Annotated in this window: 16 protein-coding genes; 9 read left to right on the top strand and 7 right to left on the bottom strand. The window is 66.5% G+C overall.

Translation table 11 applies throughout. The annotated features are described in order from the left end of the window. Window positions 1-10 precede the first annotated feature (10 nt). The gene (gene hcp, locus BN3560_RS07950; protein ID WP_096227638.1) at window positions 11-1,612 is read right to left on the bottom strand and encodes a hydroxylamine reductase; all 1,602 of its coding nucleotides are present in this window, start codon (window positions 1,610-1,612) and stop codon (window positions 11-13) included. Window positions 1,613-1,748: 136 nt separating this feature from the next. On the opposite strand from hcp, the gene BN3560_RS07945 reads away from it, so the two are divergent. The 3 genes from BN3560_RS07945 (at window position 1,749) to BN3560_RS07935 (ending at window position 4,181) form a co-directional block, all read left to right on the top strand. Next, window positions 1,749-2,423 carry a Crp/Fnr family transcriptional regulator gene (locus BN3560_RS07945; protein WP_096227637.1) on the top strand — a complete coding sequence of 225 codons (675 nt, stop codon included), beginning with the start codon at window positions 1,749-1,751 and terminating at the stop codon, window positions 2,421-2,423. Then, window positions 2,420-3,058, top strand: coding sequence for a cysteine hydrolase family protein (locus BN3560_RS07940; protein ID WP_096227636.1), 639 nt, complete (start codon window positions 2,420-2,422; stop codon window positions 3,056-3,058). The genes BN3560_RS07945 and BN3560_RS07940 overlap by 4 nt, the downstream gene beginning before the upstream one ends. A gap of 274 nt (window positions 3,059-3,332) precedes the next feature. Next, complete coding sequence (locus BN3560_RS07935; RefSeq protein WP_096227635.1) at window positions 3,333-4,181, top strand: TrmH family RNA methyltransferase; 849 nt, start codon at window positions 3,333-3,335, stop codon at window positions 4,179-4,181. Window positions 4,182-4,402: 221 nt separating this feature from the next. Here the strand turns inward: BN3560_RS07935 and BN3560_RS07930 are convergent, their stop codons facing one another. The 3 genes from BN3560_RS07930 to BN3560_RS07920 form a co-directional block, all read right to left on the bottom strand. Continuing rightward, on the bottom strand, window positions 4,403-6,178 hold the full coding sequence (locus tag BN3560_RS07930; RefSeq protein WP_096227634.1) for an MDR family MFS transporter: 1,776 nt from the start codon (window positions 6,176-6,178) through the stop codon (window positions 4,403-4,405). A 613-nt stretch (window positions 6,179-6,791) separates the two neighbouring features. Beyond that, on the bottom strand, window positions 6,792-7,646 hold the full coding sequence (locus BN3560_RS07925) for a TIGR04282 family arsenosugar biosynthesis glycosyltransferase (protein ID WP_096227633.1): 855 nt from the start codon (window positions 7,644-7,646) through the stop codon (window positions 6,792-6,794). A 101-nt stretch (window positions 7,647-7,747) separates the two neighbouring features. Beyond that, window positions 7,748-8,179, bottom strand: a complete 432-nt coding sequence (locus BN3560_RS07920; RefSeq protein ID WP_087191789.1) for a universal stress protein — start codon at window positions 8,177-8,179, stop codon at window positions 7,748-7,750. Between the two features lie 325 nt (window positions 8,180-8,504). Here BN3560_RS07920 and BN3560_RS07915 point away from each other — a divergent pair, with 325 nt between their 5' ends. The 4 genes from BN3560_RS07915 to BN3560_RS07900 all read left to right on the top strand — a co-directional run bounded on the left by BN3560_RS07915 (window position 8,505) and on the right by BN3560_RS07900 (window position 13,368). Then, the gene (locus BN3560_RS07915) at window positions 8,505-9,875 is read left to right on the top strand and encodes a dihydrolipoyl dehydrogenase family protein (protein ID WP_096227632.1); all 1,371 of its coding nucleotides are present in this window, start codon (window positions 8,505-8,507) and stop codon (window positions 9,873-9,875) included. A gap of 716 nt (window positions 9,876-10,591) precedes the next feature. After that, on the top strand, window positions 10,592-11,113 hold the full coding sequence (locus tag BN3560_RS07910; RefSeq protein WP_227153570.1) for a rhodanese-like domain-containing protein: 522 nt from the start codon (window positions 10,592-10,594) through the stop codon (window positions 11,111-11,113). 244 nt (window positions 11,114-11,357) lie between these two features. Then, window positions 11,358-12,728, top strand: coding sequence for an FAD-dependent oxidoreductase (locus BN3560_RS07905; protein ID WP_096227630.1), 1,371 nt, complete (start codon window positions 11,358-11,360; stop codon window positions 12,726-12,728). 256 nt (window positions 12,729-12,984) lie between these two features. Continuing rightward, window positions 12,985-13,368: a rhodanese-like domain-containing protein gene (locus tag BN3560_RS07900; protein WP_096227629.1), complete on the top strand. Its 384-nt coding sequence runs from the start codon at window positions 12,985-12,987 to the stop codon at window positions 13,366-13,368. Between the two features lie 126 nt (window positions 13,369-13,494). Here the strand turns inward: BN3560_RS07900 and BN3560_RS07895 are convergent, their stop codons facing one another. Beyond that, a complete protein-coding gene (locus tag BN3560_RS07895) occupies window positions 13,495-14,916 on the bottom strand; it encodes a DHA2 family efflux MFS transporter permease subunit (protein ID WP_096227628.1) in 1,422 nt (473 codons plus the stop codon). Between the two features lie 156 nt (window positions 14,917-15,072). On the opposite strand from BN3560_RS07895, the gene BN3560_RS14495 reads away from it, so the two are divergent. Next, window positions 15,073-15,222 (top strand): DUF5679 domain-containing protein, encoded by a 150-nt coding sequence (locus BN3560_RS14495; RefSeq protein WP_166521691.1) that lies wholly within the window; start codon window positions 15,073-15,075, stop codon window positions 15,220-15,222. 133 nt (window positions 15,223-15,355) lie between these two features. Beyond that, a complete protein-coding gene (locus BN3560_RS07890; protein WP_167380494.1) occupies window positions 15,356-16,060 on the top strand; it encodes an aquaporin in 705 nt (234 codons plus the stop codon). 192 nt (window positions 16,061-16,252) lie between these two features. On the opposite strand, the gene BN3560_RS07885 is transcribed toward BN3560_RS07890, so the two are convergent. Both BN3560_RS07885 and BN3560_RS07880 read right to left on the bottom strand, forming a co-directional pair. Beyond that, entirely contained in the window at window positions 16,253-17,152 is a 900-nt protein-coding gene (locus BN3560_RS07885) for a LysR family transcriptional regulator (protein WP_096227627.1), read from the bottom strand. A 155-nt stretch (window positions 17,153-17,307) separates the two neighbouring features. Next, window positions 17,308-18,243, bottom strand: a complete 936-nt coding sequence (locus BN3560_RS07880) for a LysR family transcriptional regulator (protein ID WP_096227626.1) — start codon at window positions 18,241-18,243, stop codon at window positions 17,308-17,310. Window positions 18,244-18,298: the final 55 nt, after the last annotated feature.

The raw sequence follows: 18,298 nt of genomic DNA, 5'->3' as shown, positions 1-18,298 counted from the left end.
CCCCTTCGGCTCACGCCAAGATGACGGCGAGGTCTTCCTCGGGCGTGGAGATGGGGTGCACGTCGAACTCGCGGACAAGCACGTCCAGCACGCCGGGCGACACGAATGCGGGCAGCGTCGGACCCAGGTAGATGCCCTTGATGCCCAAGTTCAGCAGCGAGAGCAGGATGCTCACGGCTTTCTGCTCGTACCACGACAGCACGAGCGTGAGCGGCAGGTCGTTCACGCCGCACTCGAACGCCTCAGCCAGCGCGACGGCTACGCGGATGGCGCCGTACGCGTCGTTGCACTGCCCCATGTCCATGAGACGAGGCAGGCCGGCCACCGTGCCGAGGTCCAGGTCGTTGAAGCGGAACTTGCCGCAGGCCAGCGTGAGCACCACGCTGTCGGCGGGTGTCCGCCGCACGAAGTCGCGGAAGTAGCCACGGCCCGGCCGCGCGCCGTCACAGCCGCCCACCAGGAAGAAATGGCTGATCGCGCCCTGCTTCACGGCATCGACCACCGCGTCTGCCGAGCCGAGGATGGCGCCATGCCCGAAACCCGTGGTGAGCCAAGCCCCCTCTTCCGCCGCGACGGCTCGCGGCTCGGCGAACCCCCCCAGCTCCAGCGCGCTCTCGATGACGGGGCCGAAGTCCTTGTTCGCGTCGATGCGCGCCATACCAGGGAACGCCACGGGACCAGTCGTGAACACGCGATCGGCGTAGGATGCAGCGGGCGGCATGAGGCAGTTCGTGGTAAACAGGATGGGCGCGGGCAGGTTCGCGAATTCCTCGCGCTGGTTCTGCCACGCGGTACCCAGGTTGCCTCTGAGGTGCGGATACTGCTTGAACAGCGGATAGGCGTGCGCGGGCAGCAGCTCGCCGTGCGTGTAGACGTTCACGCCGCGGCCCGCCGCCTGGTCGAGCACGAGCTTGAGGTCCAGCAGGTCGTGCCCAGACACCACGATGAACGGCCCCGGCTCGATCGTGCGCGCCACCTGCGTGGGCTCGGGCGTGCCGAACGTCTCGGTGTTGGCCTGGTCGAGCAGCTCCATGCAGCGCAGGTTCACCTCGCCCACGCGCAGCGCGAGCGGCAGCAGCTCGTCCGCGCCGGCCTCGTTGTCGGCGAGCGAAGCCAAACCCTGGTGAAGGAAAGCCGACACCGTCTCGTCGCGGTAGCCGAGCACGGCCGCGTGGTAGGCATAGGCGGCTACGCCGCGCAAGCCGAACAACACGAGCGACTTAAGCGAGCGCACATCCTCCGGCGCGTTCCACAAGAGGGCCAGATCGTAGTCGGAAGCGGCCTCCACGCCGAGCGCGGCGGCGATGCGGTCGCGCTCGGCGTGCGCTCGAGCTGTGAGCGCACGCAACGATGCATCATCGAAATCGACGTTGGTGAGCGTGGCGAACAGGCCTTCCATTGCCACGTTATCGGCCTCGCCGCACACCGCCGCCTTCACGCCTTCGGCCGCTTTCGCCGCCTGCACCGTGAGTGCGAGACCTACAAGTGCGCCGGTCAACTCGTCTTGCACCTGCGCTGTGGCCGCCGTCTTGCCGCACACACCCGCCGCGCCCATGCACCCGGCGCATCCGGCAGTTTGCTCGCATTGGAAGCAGAACATCGTGGTGTCCATACCGTCGTCCTTCCCTTCGTCTCGCGCCACTCGCGGCCCCATGCCGGGCGATCGCGCGAATTCCTTCTTGCCTGACACGCCCCACCCTACGATACTGGCATAAGATGTTCCGTTGTAATTCCAACGAAGGAGATCGATGGACCGCCATCTTCCCGTCATCAGCCGCTCGTCGCTGTTCGACGGCATCGACCACAACGACCTCGAGGCGCTGCTGCACTGCCTGGGCGCACGCGAGCGCCGCTACCCACAAGGGTCGGCCGTGCTGCGCGTGGGCGACGTGACCACGTGCATGGGGCTGGTGCTGGAGGGGGCGGTGCGGCTGGAGAAGGAGGACTACTGGGGCAACCGCACGATCCTGGCGTCGTTCGGCCCCGGCCAATCGTTCGCCGAGGTGTACGCCTGCGAGCCCGGCCTTCCCCTCGACCTCAACGTGGTGGCGGCCGAGGACGCGCTTGTCCTGCTCATGGACGTGCGGCGCGTCACCAGCCTGTGCCCTGCGTCGTGTGCGTTCCACGCGCGCCTCGTCCGCAACCTGCTGGGCATCGTGGCGCGCCGCGCGCACGCGCTCACACGCAAGATAGAGCACACGTCGCAGCGCACGACGCGCGCCAAGCTGCTGTCATACCTGTCCGACCAGGCCAAAGCTGCGGAAGCGAGCCGGTTCGCCATCCCGTTCGACCGCCAGGAGCTGGCCGACTACCTGTCCGTTGACCGCAGCGCCATGTGCGCCGAGCTGTCGCGGATGAGGAAAGAGGGTATCATAGACTTCCACAAGAACGTGTTCGAGCTCGGGGAAGGGAGCACGCTATGATCGATCCGTGCAAGGCAGCCCTTATCATCATCGACATGCAGAACGGGTTCATCGACCCGGCATCGGCCCTGTGCGTGGAAGGGGCGGCGGCCACGGTGCCCGCGTGCTCGCGCGCGCTCGACCACGCGCGCGAGCTGGGCATGCCCGTGTTCCACGTCGTGCGCGAGTACGCCGAGGACGGCTCGGACGTAGAGGCGGTGCGCCACGCTGCCTGGGATGGCGGCGGCAAGCCCGTGTCGCGGGCGTGCGCGAATCCGCACTCGCTCGACGAGCCGGCGCCGCTCGCGCCGCAACCCGGCGACCGCGTGGTGGTGAAGCCGCGCTTCTCCGCGTTCTTCAACACGAATCTGGACAACGTGCTGCGTCGCCTGGGCGTGGGGACGGTGGTGCTCATCGGCACCACCACGCCGAACTGCATTCGCACCACCTGCTACGACGCGCTCTCGCTCGACTACAACGTGGCCGTCATCGAGGATTGCACCTCGTCGCGCACCCCGGCCGTGCAGGCGGCGAACATAGAGGACATGGCCCACATCGGCGCGCAGATGCTCACCTGCGACGAGTTCTGCACGCAAGGCCTGGCGAACGTGCGCGACGTGGCAGCCGAAGTCCGCGCTGCCTGCAACAGGCGCTGAGGGCCTTTTAGCACAGAAATCACCGAAAGTTGCACATATTTCCGCCTCCAAGGAGGCTCAACCTGCCGCCGCCAGGCGTACTGCGAGCATTTCCGCAGTTCACAGAAATCTGAGCAACAACTATTCGGCCGGCAAGCGCAACATTCGGTGATTTCTGTGCTAAAACCGGGCCGAGCGATTGCCGAAGGGGCGAGGCGTCCGAGCGCTTCGGCATAGAGGCGCCGGCTTCTGGTATAGTCCTTGCGAACGATACGGAACGAGGAAGGTACCCGCCATGCCCCTAGTGGAGATCTCGACGCTCGACGACCCGCGGCTCGATGCGTATGCGCGGCTGACCGACGTGCAGCTGCGCAGCCGGCTGGAACCGGAGCGCGGGGTGTTCATCGCGGAGTCGGGCAACGTAATAGAGCGGGCGCTCGAGGCGGGAATGCAACCGTTGTCGCTGCTTATGGAGGCTAAGTGGCTCGACGCCCTGCAGCCCGTGATCGCACGCATCGAGGCCGAGCACCCCGAGGTGCCCGTATTCGTGGCGCCGCGCGAGGAGCTGGCAAGGCTCACGGGGTTCGAGCTGACGCGCGGTGCGCTTGCGGCATTCAAACGCCCCGCGCCGCCGAGCGTGGCCGACGTCGTGCGCGATGCGCGGCTCGTGGCCGTGCTGGAGAACATCACGAACCACACGAACGTGGGCGCCATCTTCCGTTCGGCCGCGGCGCTGGGCGTGGATGCCGTGCTCGTGACGCCCGAGTGCTACGACCCGTTGTACCGCCGCGCGGTTCGCGTGTCGATGGGAACCGTGTTCCAGGTGCCGTGGACGCGCATCGGCGAGGAGGCGGACCCGCGCGCGGGCAAGGGCGCCTGGGCGGAGGACGGCCTTCCGCTGCTGCGCGATCTGGGATTCGCCACGGCCGCGATGGCGTTGTCGGACGACTCGGTGCCGCTGGACGACGCCGACCTGGCCGCCGAGCCGAAGCTCGCGCTGGTGTTCGGCACCGAGGGCGACGGCCTAGCGCCCACCACCATCGCCGCCTGCGACTACACGGTGCGCATCCCGATGCAGCACGGAGTGGACTCCCTGAACGTGGCCGCCGCCAGCGCCGTGGCCTTCTGGGAGCTGCGCCGGTAGTGACGCCGTTTTTTCCCGCTTCTGCCAAAAACGAGCCGGTTTGGCAATCGCGACACGGCTTCGGGGGCTCCCGACGCTCATACAGCGAGCAACGAGGGCGTTTCACCAGGTGGCGTTCTTCGAACATATCCATAGTTACCTCATATGAATTGCCAAAACGGCTCGTTTTTGGCACGAGGGGCCCGATTCGGCGTCGTGAAGCCGGAAAAGCCCTCATGCCCCTACAGCGCGTCGTCCCCTGGGTGGCCGGTGTGGTTCACGCTCTTTGCCAGGGGATTCTCCTTGAGGGTGAGCATGAGGAGGAAGCCCACCACCAGCAGGGGCACCACGTACAGGAAGATGGGCACGAGCGCGTCGGAGTACGCGGTGGTTATGATGTCGCGCGCGGGACCGCCGAGGTGATCGATGAACTGGGGCGTGATGCGGTTCATGCTGATGTTGTCGGTCTTCGGCAGCTGCGCGGCCAGGTCGGCGGCGAGGCGCGACGTGAACAGCGCGCCCACGAGCGACGCCCCCAGCGTGGAGCCGATCTGCCGGAAGAAGTTGTTGGCCGCGGTGGCCGTGCCCACGATGGCGTGCGGGAACTCGTTCTGCACGATGAGCACGAGGATCTGCTGCCCCAGCCCTATGCCGAAGCCCAGGATGAACAGGAACACGCCCGTCATCAGCAGCGACGTATCCGGCGTCAGGCGCGACAGCAGCACGAAGCCCACCGCCGCCACGGCGCACGAGGCGATGGGCATCCACTTGTAGCGCCCGGTCTTCGTGGCCAAAAAGCCCGTGCCCACCGCCGTGAGCAGCACGCCCGCCATCATGGGGAACGTCATGAGCCCGGCCTGCTCGGGCGCGAGGCCGTCCACGATTTGGAAGTACGTGGGCAGGTACGACACCGTGCCCATCATGCCCAGCATGATGAACATGCCCGTGATGGTGCACACCACGAAGTTGCGGTTCTTGAACAGCAGCATCGGGATGATGGGTTCCTTCGCCCGCCGCTCCACCAGCACGAACGCCACGGCCGCAACCACGAACAGCGCGAACAAGCCGATGATCTGCCACGACAGCCACGGGTACAGCGTGCCGCCCCATGCGGTGGCCAGCACGAGCGACGACACGGAAACGGCCATGGCCATCATGCCGCCCACGTCCACCGGCGGGCGGTCGTCGCGGCGCTCGGGGTTCGTGAGGAAGAACGCCACGGCCGCGATGGCCAAGAGCGCCAGCGGGATGTTGAAAGCGAACAGCCAGCGCCAGCCCGTCACCTGCACGAACCAGCCGCCCAGAAGCGGCCCCACCACGGTGGACACGGCGAACACCGATCCCATGACGCCCATGTACTTGCCGCGCTGCCGGGGCGGGATGATGTCGGCGATGGTGGCCTGCGCCAAGATGATGAGGCCGCCGCCCCCGAGCCCTTCCACGGCGCGACCCGCGATGAGGCCGTCCATGCTGGGCGCGAGCCCGCAGGTGGCCGAGCCCACGATGAACACCGAAAGCGCCACGATGAACAGGTACTTGCGGCCGAACAGGTCGCCCAGCTTGCCGTAGATGGGCATCATGATGGTGGAGGCCAGGATGTAGGCCGTGGTCACCCACTGCATGTGGTCGACGCCGCCGAGGTCGCCCACGATGGTGGGCAGCGCCGTGGCCGTGACCGTCTCGGACAGCGTGGACACGAACATGGCCAAAAGCAGGCCCGCGAACACGGCCGCCACGCCGCGCTTGCGCTCGGGCTTGGGCTCGGCGGCGGGCACGTCGCCCTGCCTGGCGGAGGCGGCGGCCAGCTCGCGGGCGCGCTCGGCCGCGGCGGCTTCCTGCGCGTCGCGCACGGCGGCAGCAGGCACACCTTCGGTGGTGGGCGAAGCGGGCGGAGGGACCGTCGAAGGGCGCGCGGGGCCGCTCGCCTCCGCCGCCTTGGCCGTTCGCTGCGTCTCTGCCGCTTCGCGCACCCGCGCCTCATCGGCCGCCGTGCCGCCTGTTCGATCCACGCCTTCCATCGCCGCTCCTTCGCGTCTGCAGAATCTCGAACCTCAAGTATGCAGTCCCGTGCGGTCGCACGCCGACCTTCGCACACAGCGGACACCAACCCATCAGCAATGCGCCACACGTCCGTTCGCGGAGGATCTGGCGCGGTCTAGCATGGGTTCTTCGCGATATCGACCCTCTCGAGTCACCGTTTTGACCGCGGTGAAGCTCATCGAGCTCGCACGAGAAGGATACGCGGTCGGCGAGCTGGGAAAACGCTCCCGTCTTCTCCGCCACGCCGCGCGAAGGGGCCTCCAAGCCTTGGAAATCGCTTCACAGCGGTCAAAACGGTGCGATTTCAAGCTCGAGAACGATAGGTGAGTGCCCCGCCAGGACATTTCGCGATCCTGACAGGACGAGGCCACTTGTCACACCGAACGCGGGGTTCGCAGGATGACGTAGGATCCGACGCAGGCAGGAGATGACGCAGTGCAAACGGCATCGGAAATCGCGCTGCCAGCGTTTCGAAGACAGGAGGACATGGCGGCGGGAGGAAAGGCGGGAAAGCATGCCAGGAGAACGTGCGCTGTGCGGAGGAGCATCGCGCGCTCCTCCGCACAGCATCGCCCTCGTGGCGGCTTCTCCTTAGTCGATCCCCTCGCGGGGGTCGTGCAGATCGTTCGGTGGTACGCGCACCTCGTCCCAGCCCATCTGCTTCAGGGCGTCGGCGGTGCGCCACGGCGGCGTGACGTCGTCGTACTTCGCGCAGTAGCACAGCGCCTCCACCACGGTGATGGCGTGCATGAGGTCGGCCATGGTGTCCACGTCGGGGATGGGCGGCAGGTACAGCGCCGGAAGCCCCTGCTTGCGCGCCTTCGCGATATAGGCGGGCAGCACGGTAAGGCCGTCGGGATTGTAGAACACGCCCGTGTGGTCGAAGTCCGTCTCGCGCGTCCATCCGATCACCGATACGCCCATCTCCTGGTCCGGCGCCAGCACGATGCCGCCGCCCTCCACGTCGTCCAAGCGGTGCAGCGCGTCGAATCCGGCAATGACGTCGGCTTTCGTGAGCGCCGGCATGTCGGCGCCCATGGACAGCACCGCGTCGGCACCGCGCTCGAACGCCTGCGCGAACGCATGGTTGTAGTGCTCGTCGAAGCTCGAGCCCTCGTCGGCGATGAACGCGAGCGGGCGCGGCCACGAGCCCGCCTTGTAGTACAGGTCGCGCATGACCCCGACGTTCGACGCCGGCGTCGTGGAAATGACCAGCTCGTACACGTCGCGCACGCCCTCGGCTTCGGCCCGCTCGGCCGAACGCGCCTCGAGGTCGGCGAGCGCCGCACAGCAGACCTCCGTCACATCGAACAGCATGCAGTGGTACAGGGCCGAGGCCACCTCGGGCGTGAACACGCCGTCCTTGAGCGTTGTCAGGCGAGTTTTCACCAATCCCGGCGCCGGCGGTTTGCTGAACAGGACCAACGAGTTCTTGCGTTCCCTCAAATTTCTCCTCCTTGCTCTTTGCGGCGGCCCCGCAGGGACGCGAGGCCGCCGCGCACCGCCCCCCAGCGGTGCGCTTGCGTGCAGCTGCTATCGGCGAAACGCTACCGGGCGATAAGCACCGGGAGGCTCGTGCCGTTCAGCACCTTGTGGCTCACGCTGCCCATGTACTCCTTGAGGCCGACGAGACCGCGGTTGCCGATGACCACCATATCGTAATCGCGCTGCTCGGTGAGCTTGATTATCTCCGTCGCAGGGTTCACGCCCGTCATGAGCAGGGTCTCGGTGCGCGCGGCCACGTCTTCGCCCAGGCTTTCCTCCATCTTGGCCAGCACGTCCTCGCCGTCGGATATCATCATGTCGAGGATATCCTTGAAGCTGGCCGTCTGCGATTCGTCAAGCAGCGGGATGGGAACCACGTACACCAGATCGAGGTGCATGTCGGGATCGGGCGCAGCCAGGGCCTCCGCCAGCTCGAGCGCGCGCCGGGCGCCCTCGGACTCGTCCACGGCCACCAATACCTTGTTGATCTTCATGTCGCGCTCCTTTCGCGCACGTCCGCTTCGAACGCGCTTGTCGCCGGCGAGCTTCCTTCACTGACAGTATAAAGGTTTTGGCAGGCTGCGTGCGTCGTTGTTCGGAGGCGGTTGCCTGGACGGCGCGCGGCGGGCTGCATCGCGGTTTGCCAACGGCTCGGTTATCGCACGGCGCAAGGAAGCCCGCGCGACAGGGTATGCGCGCGAGCAAGACGTACGATGGGCACAGCGCGCGCAAAGCGCGCACCCACCAGAATCAACCCGTTGCGCCGTAGGCGCGTGCACGCGGCACCCGGCCGCGCGGGCCCCGAGGAAAGGAAGAGCCATGGACCAGGTAGATGCGGCGATCATAGGATTCGGAGCAGCCAGCAAGCCCTTGGCGCTCGACTTGGCGAGCGCGGGCCTCACCGTCGCCGTGATCGAGCGCTCGAGCCGCATGTACGGCGGGGCCTGCGTCAACACCGCCTGCCTCCCCTCGAAGATGCTCGTGCATGCAGCGGCCGTGAGCGCGTTCGAAGGCGGCGAGTTCCCGGCGCGTGCCGAGCGCTACGAGGCCGTGATCGACGAGAAGAACGAGGCCACGGCCCGCCTTCGCGAGCGGAGCTACCGCACGCTCGCCGACAACCCGCGCATCGAGGTCATCGACGGCGAGGCAACGTTCGTCGATGCCACGCACCTGTCCGTGCGCACGGCCGACGGCGAGCGCCAGCTGGAGGCGGCGCGCACGTTCATCGACACCGGCTCCGTGCCCGCGCTGCCCGACATTCCCGGTGCGGACGGCAAGCGCGTGTACACGAGCGAGTCGCTGCTGGACGTGAAGATACTCCCCGAGCGCACGGTCATCGTGGGCGCCGGCTACGTGGGGCTGGAGTTTGCCTCGCTGTTCGCCGACTTCGGCGTTGACGTGACGGTGCTGCAGGGCGGGGAGGATTTCCTGCCGCGCGAGGACGCCGACATGGCGCGCGCCGTGCGCGAGAACTTCGAGCAGCGAGGCATCGAGCTCATGCTGGGCGCGCAGGTGAAGAGCCTGGAAGACGATGTGGCGCAGGTGCTGGTCATAGCCGACGTAGATGGCAAGGAAGTGCGCCTGCCCGGCGACTTCGCACTCGTGGCCACGGGGCGGCGCCCCGCCACGGACGGCCTGAACCTCGAGGCCGCCGGCGTGCAGGTGGACGGGCGCGGCGCCATCGTCACCGACGAGCACCTGCGCACCACCGCGCCGAACATCTGGGCCATGGGAGACGTGACGGAGCCGCAGCAGTTCACCTACGTGTCGTACGACGACTACCGCATCGTGGCCTCCGACGTGCTGGGCGACGGCACGAAGACGAAGGGCACCCGCGGTGCCGTGCCGTCCTGCATCTTCGCCGACCCGCCGCTCGCCCACGTCGGCCTGACCGAACAGGAGGCGCGCGACCAGGGGTTCGACGTGGCCTGCGCCGTCATGACGGCCGACGACCTGCCGAAGGTGCCGCTCTTGGGCAAGGAGGCGCTGCTCATGAAGGGCATCGTGGACAACGCCACAGAGCGCGTGCTGGGCATCCACCTGTACTGCTCGGGCGCGCCCGAGATCGTGAACCTGGCGAAGCGCTTTCTGGACGACGGCTGCACCGCCGCCGACATCCGCGACGCCGTGTTCACCCACCCCACCGTCACGGAGGAGCTGAACAACCTGTTCGCGAAGGTGGCGGGGTAGGCGCAAGAGGCAAGCACGGGCGGCGGAGCTTGATGCAGGATGGCGCCGTTGCCGGCCATCGTGCAGACCGTCGGCGTTGCCGGCCAGCCACGCAGGCTGCGCCGCGGTCGGAAGAGGATTTTGCCGAAGCCCCTGCCGGTATAAGTGGCGGACGACGCGAGGCCGTGCTATAATGCAGGCGAGCCGCAGGGAGCTGCTAACTCCCCACGGCTCTCGAATCGCTTCGGCGGTTTGGTCTTACTTTGGGGGCTCCCCGTCCTTGCGGATTGGGAGCCGCTCCAGTATTACAGCCACTAACTGCACCGTACTGGCAGCCAGCTCGAGGATTGCCACCGCCATAAGCACCAAATCGGTCATGGTTTCCACCACCCTTCCGTTTCGCCCAACACGCGGGGATAGGAGTGGAAAGGGGTGTGGAACCGCGCCGCCTCCGCGCTTCGTGGCATGTATCCTACCGCCGCAACCTTGCACCGCGACCGTCAGTAAGGCCCGTGCAAAACCGCGAGAACCTTGCGCGGTTCCGACGCAGCATTCCGCCAGATCTTGCGGGGAGCTAACGAGAATCTAGCAGAATCCCCCTTTGTTTTCGCTTGCGTCGCTCGCGGGAGAAATCCTACTGACCGTGTTGACTTTTAGAACTGTATGCTTTATTGTTACAGTCAATAACTGTATCTGAAATGGATACAATAAATGGGAAGGCGTAGGAGGGAGCGGATATGAGAAAAAACAGGACCAGGGGCAGGTCGCTCATCATGGTCGCAGGAGCGCTCGCCTTGACGGCGACGCTCGCGTTGGCGGCCTGCAGCGCGCAGACCGGCGGCATGACGGGCAGCCCGGACACGGGCGAGGGTACCCGATCGGGCGCGGATGCCGGTACGGGCTCGGGCGCGGATGCCGGCAGGGGCGCAAGCGCCTACCATAAGATCACGGCGGAAGAGGCCAAGGCCCTCATCGACGAGGGAGGCGTTACCGTGGTTGACGTGCGCACGCCCAAGGAATACGCCGACGGGCACGTGCCCGGCGCCCTCAACATCCCGAACGAGGATATCGGGTCGACGCAGCCCTCGCAGCTGGGCAGCACCGACGACAAGCTCATCGTGTACTGCCGCACCGGCGTGCGCAGCAAGCAGGCCTCCGACAAGCTGGTTGCCCTGGGCTTCACCGAGGTAAACGACATGGGCGGTATCGTCGACTGGCCTTACGGCACCGTGGCCGGCTCCACGCCGGACGGCGCCTAGCCGCGGCGCAAGCACCGTCCTCCCGCATTCCAACCCCCTCCCGCTCTCCCGGCTTGCACGGCACGCCGATCGCAGAACCGGGGGCGTCGGGGAGCGTGCCGCCACGACCGAACTCGTAGTTGTGTGGGCAAACGCAACCTCGACGAGTCGCGCCACGCCGGCACGCTCCCCGACGCCCCCGGCCCTGCGAGCACCACGAGCACCACGAGCAGCGAACCATCCCCCTTTCCTGAAAGGAAACATCATGAGACAAGTCGACGCAGCCGTCATAGGATTCGGCAAGGGCGGCAAGACGCTGGCGGGCGCGTTCGCCGCAGCGGGCAAGACGGTGGCACTGGTTGAGAAGTCTCCGAAGATGTACGGCGGCACCTGCATCAACGTGGCCTGCATCCCCACGAAGTCGCTCGTGCATTCCGCCGCGCTGTCGGCAGCGCAAGGCGGCACGTTCAGCGAGCGTGCCGCGCGCTACGCGACCGCCGTCGACGAGAAGGATCGCGTGACCGGCCTGTTGCGCAGCAAGAACTACCGCAAGCTGGCCGACCTGCCAAACGTGGAGGTGGTGGACGGCACGGCCTCGTTCGCCGACGCGACGCACCTGACCGTGGCCAAGCCGGACGGCACCCGGGAAACCATCGAGGCCGCGCAGGCGTTCATCAACACGGGGGCCCGCCCGTTCGTGCCGCCCATCCCCGGCGTCGACGGACCGCGCGTGCACGTGAGCGAGACGCTGCTCGACGTGCGCACGCTGCCCGAGCGCCTGGTCATCATCGGCGGCGGCTACATCGGCATGGAGTTCGCCTCGATGTACGCCAACTTCGGCTCGCAGGTCACGGTCGTGCAGAACGAGGACGCGTTCCTGCCCCGCGAAGACGCCGAGATAGCCGCGGCCGTGCTGGACAGCGTGGAAGGGCGCGGTATCCGGGTGATCCGCGGAGCGGGCGTGCGGCGCATCGACGACGAAGCCGACCAGGCCGTCGTGACGGTGGAGATCTCCGGCGCCGAGGAACGCCTGCCCGCCGACGCCGTGCTCGTGGCCACCGGCCGCCGCCCCAACGTGGACGGCCTCAACCTCGAGGCGGCCGGCGTGGAGCTCACCGAACGCGGCGCCGTGCGCACCGACGAGCACCTGCGCACCACCGCGCCGAACATCTGGGCGCTGGGCGACGTGGCGGGCGGCTTGCAGTTCACCTACATCTCGCTCGACGACTCCCGCATCGTGAAGGCGGACGTGCTGGGCGACGGCGCGCGAACCACGGCGAACCGCGGCACCGTGCCTTACAGCGTGTTCCTGGACCCGCCGCTCTCGCGCGCGGGCATGACCGAGCAGGAGGCGCGTGCCGCCGGCTTCGACGTGAAGGTGGCGAAGCTGCCCGCCGCGGCCATCCCGAAGGCGCAGCTGCTGCAGAAGCCCACGGGGCTGTTGAAAGCCGTTGTCGATGCCGGCACCGGCCGCATCCTGGGCGCCCATCTGTTCTGCGAGGAGTCTTACGAGATGATAAACACAATAAAGCTGGCCATGGATGCCGGGCTTCCCTACCAGGTGCTGCGCGACGCCGTGTACACGCATCCCACCATGAGCGAGGCGTTCAACGACCTGTTCGCGCAAGTAGGGTAGCACGCGGCCCTGCGCCCGTGGCGGTGCGGGTGCAGATCCCGTGCGGCCCTGCACCCTCGCCGATGGCAGCCGCTTGCGCAGGGACGCGTGCGCCCCCGCGCAAGCGGCTGCCCGGTTTTTTCACCGCGCAGGGGAACTTCCGCTTGACAGGCCCCGCGAAGAGAATTACTGTTACCGTCATAAACTGTAATTATCTTAGATACATTTACGTCCTTCCCCCGCTCGCCGTGTCGGGAAGGGCAGGCGGGAGGACAGCATGGCAGACGGGGAAGGCTCGGTCAAAGTCATCATCACGGCCGAGGAGCAACGGGCGCTCGACTCGGGCGCCTACCACCTGATCTCAAGCGAGGCCGCCGAGGACCTGGTCGACCGGGGCGGCGTGACCATCCTGGACGTGCGCTCGCCGCAGGAGTACGGCGACGGGCATCTGCGCGATTCGCTGAACATGCGCTACGACAGCTTCGACCAGCTTCCTCCGGAGCTCGAAGGGCTCGACCGCGATGCCCCGGTGCTCGCCTACTGCCGCACCGGCAACCGCGCCCGGAAAACCTGCGCGCAGCTCATCAACAACGGCTTCACCAACGTGTACAACATGGACAAGGGCATCCTCGACTGGGCCGGCGTGACGGTAGCCTGGTAGACGGCTCCCGCGCCGCGGACTCGAGCGCGCGGAACCTGCGGCAACCCGCCCAGGCCGGTGTGCCCCGCCGAGGGAGCGCCAGGCCGCGCGCCGCAGGTGCGCCGCCCGAGTCCGCGGCGCCGCCCGTCAGGCCGCAGCCGCGCCCTTCGCATCCTTGCCGTGACGCTTGCCATGCACGAACACGATGGTCCCCACGAGCGACACGCCCAGCAACGCTGCCTGCAGGCCGAACGACACGCTGAACCCGTGCATGCTCACACCCGCCCCGGCAACCACCGCCGCGCCCGCCGACGCGTGCGCCACCACGGCCACCATGACCGACGAGCCCAGGGACCCGCAGATCTGCCGCAGCGAGTTCACGATGGCCGTGCCCTGGGGAAGGTCGTCCCCGCCCAGGTCCGTCATGCAGTACGCCGTCATGGGCATGAGAATGAACGCCACGCCCACCATGCGCACCAGGTACAGGGCCGCCACCAGCACCACGGGCGTTGAATCCGAGAAGAACATGAACGAGGCCGTGCCCGCTATGAGAAGCGAGAAGCCCGCGATGCCCACGAGCTTGCCGCCGAAGCGGTCGAACAGGCGCCCCGTCACCGGGTTCAGCAGCGGCATGCACAGCGCACCCGGCAGCAGCGTGAGCCCCGACTGCGTGGCCGAGAACCCGTGGATCTCCTGCAGGTAGAGCGGAACCTGCAGAGCCGACGCCATCATGGCCATCTGCGCCACCACCAGCAGCAGCACCCCCGTGCGGAACACGCGGTTGCCGAACAGCCTAAGCTTCAAATACGGCTTGCGCAGGCGCATCTGCCGCACGGCGAACACCGCCACCAGCGCCACGCCCGCGAGCGTGGGCCCGAAGGCGCGCGCATCGAGGAACCCGAACTGCTCGAGGCCCGTCACTCCCACCATGAACACGACCAACCCGAACGTGTACAGCAGCACGGACGGCACGTCGAGCGCGATGCGCTCGTGCCTGCCCACGTCGCGCACCACAAGCGACGAGGCCAGAAGCGACGCCACGGCCACGAAACCCAGCAGCAGGAAGATGGTGCGCCATCCGAGCGCATCCGTGATGATGCCCGACAGCGTGGGACCCACGACCGGCGCGAACCCGAACACCAGCCCCACCAGGCCCAGGGCCTGGCCGTACTGGTCCTTCGGGTAGATCTCCAGCGCCACCACCTGGATGAGGGGCATGAGCACGCCCGTGCCGCACGCCTGCATGAGCCGTGCAGCCAGCAGCAGCGGGTAGGCCGTGGCGTTGTACGCGAGCGCGCAGCCAGCCGCGAAGAGGGCGAGCGCGCCCAGGAACAGCCAGCGCACGTTGCAGCGGGTGATGAGGAACGCCGAGAACGCGGCCACGATGCCCAACGTGTACATATACGACGTGGTAAGCAGCTGCCCCAGCGTGGCATCCACGCCGAACTCGCGCATAACAGCAGGAAGGGCGCTCGTGAGCATGCTCTGGCTGACTGAGGCCACGAAGGTGCCCACCAGCATGGCGACCAGCACCACCTTCGGGCTGAACTGTTTTTCGACGAACGGCATGCCTTGATCATACGCCCGCTGGCAACCGCGTGTCAAAGAACGGTCGGCCAACGTGCGCTGTCAACCCTTTCAACTACATTTTAACCGTATTGACATGGGGTTACGGTCAAACGACGATAACAGCGCCAACTATTTTCAAAGGAGAGGAGACCACCCATGGCGGTCGAGGCGTACTGCATGAAGTGCAAGGAGAAGAAGGTCATGGCTGACCCCGTGGCCAGTACCACGAAGAACGGCAAGCCCATCACGAAGGGCACGTGCCCCGTGTGCGGCAGCACGATCTGCCGCATCGGCAAAACCAAGTAACGGCCGGCAGAGGAATCGGCGCGCCCGCAAGCAACCGCGCATCGCGGGCGCGCACAGGCAAGAACGCATCGGGCCCGTGCAGCGCATGAGCCCGCGCAAGCATTCGCTTATCGAAAGCAAGGGGAGCCTCAATATGGAAGCATCATCGATGAAAAAGTACGCCGCAGAGGCGTTCGGCACGTTCGTGCTCACGCTGTTCGGCTGCGGCAGCGCCGCCGTGGCAGGCGCGACGCTAGGCACGCTCGGCATAGCCATGGCGTTCGGCCTTTCCATCGTGGCGATGGCGTTCGTCATCGGCAACGTGTCGGGGTGCCATATCAACCCGGCCGTATCGTTCGGCCTGTTCCTGGACAAGCGCCTGTCGGGCAAGGACCTCGTGGGCTACTGGGTCGCGCAGTTCGTCGGCGGCATCGTGGCCGCGGCCGTGCTCGCGCTCGTCATAAGCATGTGCGACCTGGGAGGCGTGGCTGCCACGGGCCTTGGCTGCGACGGCTACGGAGCCGCGTCCGCCGTGGGAATATCCCTGGTGGGAGCCCTTATCGTCGAGGTGATCCTCACCTGCATCTTCGTGCTCAGCGTGCTGGGCTCGACAGCCGACGAGCGCACGGCGCCCTACGCCGGCATCATCATCGGCCTCACGCTGGCGTTCGTGCACATCATGGGCATTCCGCTTACGGGCACGTCCGTGAACCCGGCACGCAGCTTCGGCCCGGCCCTTATGATGGCCGTCTCCGGCGATGCCGGCGCGCTTTCGCAGGTGTGGGTATTCATCGCGGCCCCGCTCGCAGGCGCCGCGCTGGCCGCGCTCATCTGGATGGGGCTTAAAAAGCGCAAGTAGCGAGAAGGTGCGGTATGAAAGTTTCGCCTCGTCGTCTGTCCCGGGTCGAGCGTAAGGCAAGGGCTCTGCCCTTGCCTTACGGCGAGACCGCCTCGTAGGGCAGAGCCCTTGTCCTGCGAGGCGGTCCCCAGGCCGGGCTTGCGTTCTGGGAGTTTAGATGCAGCCCGTCGTTAAAGGGAGCCTTCGGACGCGCTACTTCAGGAACGGAAGCCCGCCGTCGCCCAAGCGCAGCTTCTCCACCACGGATCGCATCATGGCACCGCGTCCCTTAAGGCAGACAAGGCAGATGGGCACGGGCACGGCGTCTTCCGGCGCCAGCACGCGCACCGTCAGGGAAGGGTCAACGCGGCCGAGCGCGGGAATGCCCGTCGTGAAGATGATGCCTCCCTCGCTAAGGAACCGCACGACATCCGCAAGCGCCAGCTCGACGAAATTCAAGTGCGCATCCTGTTCGCGGTAGTGCTCGACGATGGTGTCGTTCGCGTCGTCGAACCAGCTTGAAAGGCCCATGGGATACCGCGCGAGGTCTTCCAGGCTGACGACGTCCTTCTGGGCGAGCGGATGCCGCGAGCCCATCATGACGCCTGCCGGAACGGTGCCCACGGGGAAGCACTCCACATCGCCATGGCGGAACGCCCCTACGGTGACGATGGCATCGTACGTGCCGTCCGCAAGCCCTTCGAATCCTGCCTCTCCCGTGGCAAGCTCGTACGTCACCTCGATACCGAGACGTGCCCGCGTGAACGAGGCCGTGTTCTCGCGCACCATCTCGTTGCCGGGAAAGGCCGGCGTGTTCAGCGCAAGCCGAAGTCGATCGGGCAGGCCGCCGCGCTCGCCGTAAGACCGGGCGAACGCCTCCAAGCTGTCGAACCCGGCGATAACATCAAGCGCCTTCTTGCCGAACTCCTGGCAGAACGGCGTGGGACGCATGCCGCGGCTCTCGCGCACGAACAGGCGCTGGCCCAGCTCGCGCTCGAGGTCGGCGATGGCCTTCGACACCGCCTGCACGGTTACGTACAGGTCTTTCGCCGCCGCGGTCAGACTGCCGTGCTCGACGACCGCGGTCAAGTATGTGATTTGCTTTATGTTCAACGACGCACCCTATCGTACCGAGAACGAGCGTAACAGCGTGCCATTGTACCCGGCCCTCCCTGCCGCCCACCGATCAGAAAAACCCTTCAAATATTTTTTCAAGTCGCCCTACGATTTGCCATGGCAGAGATACGAACACCGTATCGCACGCTTCCTCATCGAGGGGACGAGGCGATCCCTCCCCCTCCGACCACGATCAGCTCGCTCGCAAGCCAACGCTCGAAGGCAAGGTAAGCCGGCGACTTGCGGTCTTTCATGCTTACCAGGCAGAGGGGAATGGCAACCGCGTCGCCGGAGGCCAGAGGCTTGATGACCGTACCAGGGTACATCTCGCCCAATGCCGGGATATGCACCATGAGGCACACGCCATGATGGACCTCGAGATGCTCGTCGAACTTCTCCGGTATGATCGGCACGAACATCGCGTCCACCTTACGCCTGCGGTACACCGCGACGATGGACTCGTTGAAGCTGTCGAATTCCTGCGACACTGCAATGGGATAGTCCGAAAGATCGGCCAAGCTCACCTCGTCCTGACCGGTCAGGGGATGCGACTTGGACATAACCACCCCCGGTGCGACCGTCCCAACCGGCATGCAGTCGGTATCGGGAGTCGAAAGCGTGCCGATGGTGATGAGCGCATCATAGTCGCCTGCCCGCAACGAGAACAATCCTTGCGTGCCGGTCTCCAGCATCACGGTCGAATCGAGGCCGAGGCCCCGGTTCGCGAACAAGGCTATGCTCGCGCAAGCCTGCTCGTAACCGTAAAACGCAGGCGAGCACAGCGCGAGGCGAAGCGCATCGGGAAGGACGCTCTCGTGATAGAGCTTGGCGAAGGCCTCCAGCTCGCCGAAATCATCCAGAACCGGCAAGGCCTTTTGATAGAACGCCTTGCCGAACGGCGTGGGATGCACGCCGCGGCTCTCGCGCACGAACAGGCGCTGGCCCAGCTCGCGCTCGAGGTCGGCGATGGCCTTCGACACCGCCTGCACGGTTACGTACTGACCCTTTGCCGCCGCGGACAGACTGCCGTGCTCGACGACCGCGGCAAAGTAGCGGATCTGCTTGATATTCAACGACTTTGCCCCCAAACGCTCCTCGTTACCCTATCCTTTGAACTTTACAGCGACAAATGTCACCTTTTCA

The organism is Gordonibacter urolithinfaciens, assembly GCF_900199375.1.
In the GTDB taxonomy this organism is placed as follows: Bacteria; Actinomycetota; Coriobacteriia; order Coriobacteriales; family Eggerthellaceae; genus Gordonibacter; species Gordonibacter urolithinfaciens.
Note: the sequence above shows the minus strand (reverse complement) of the source record. Positions and strands in the feature narration are given on the sequence as shown.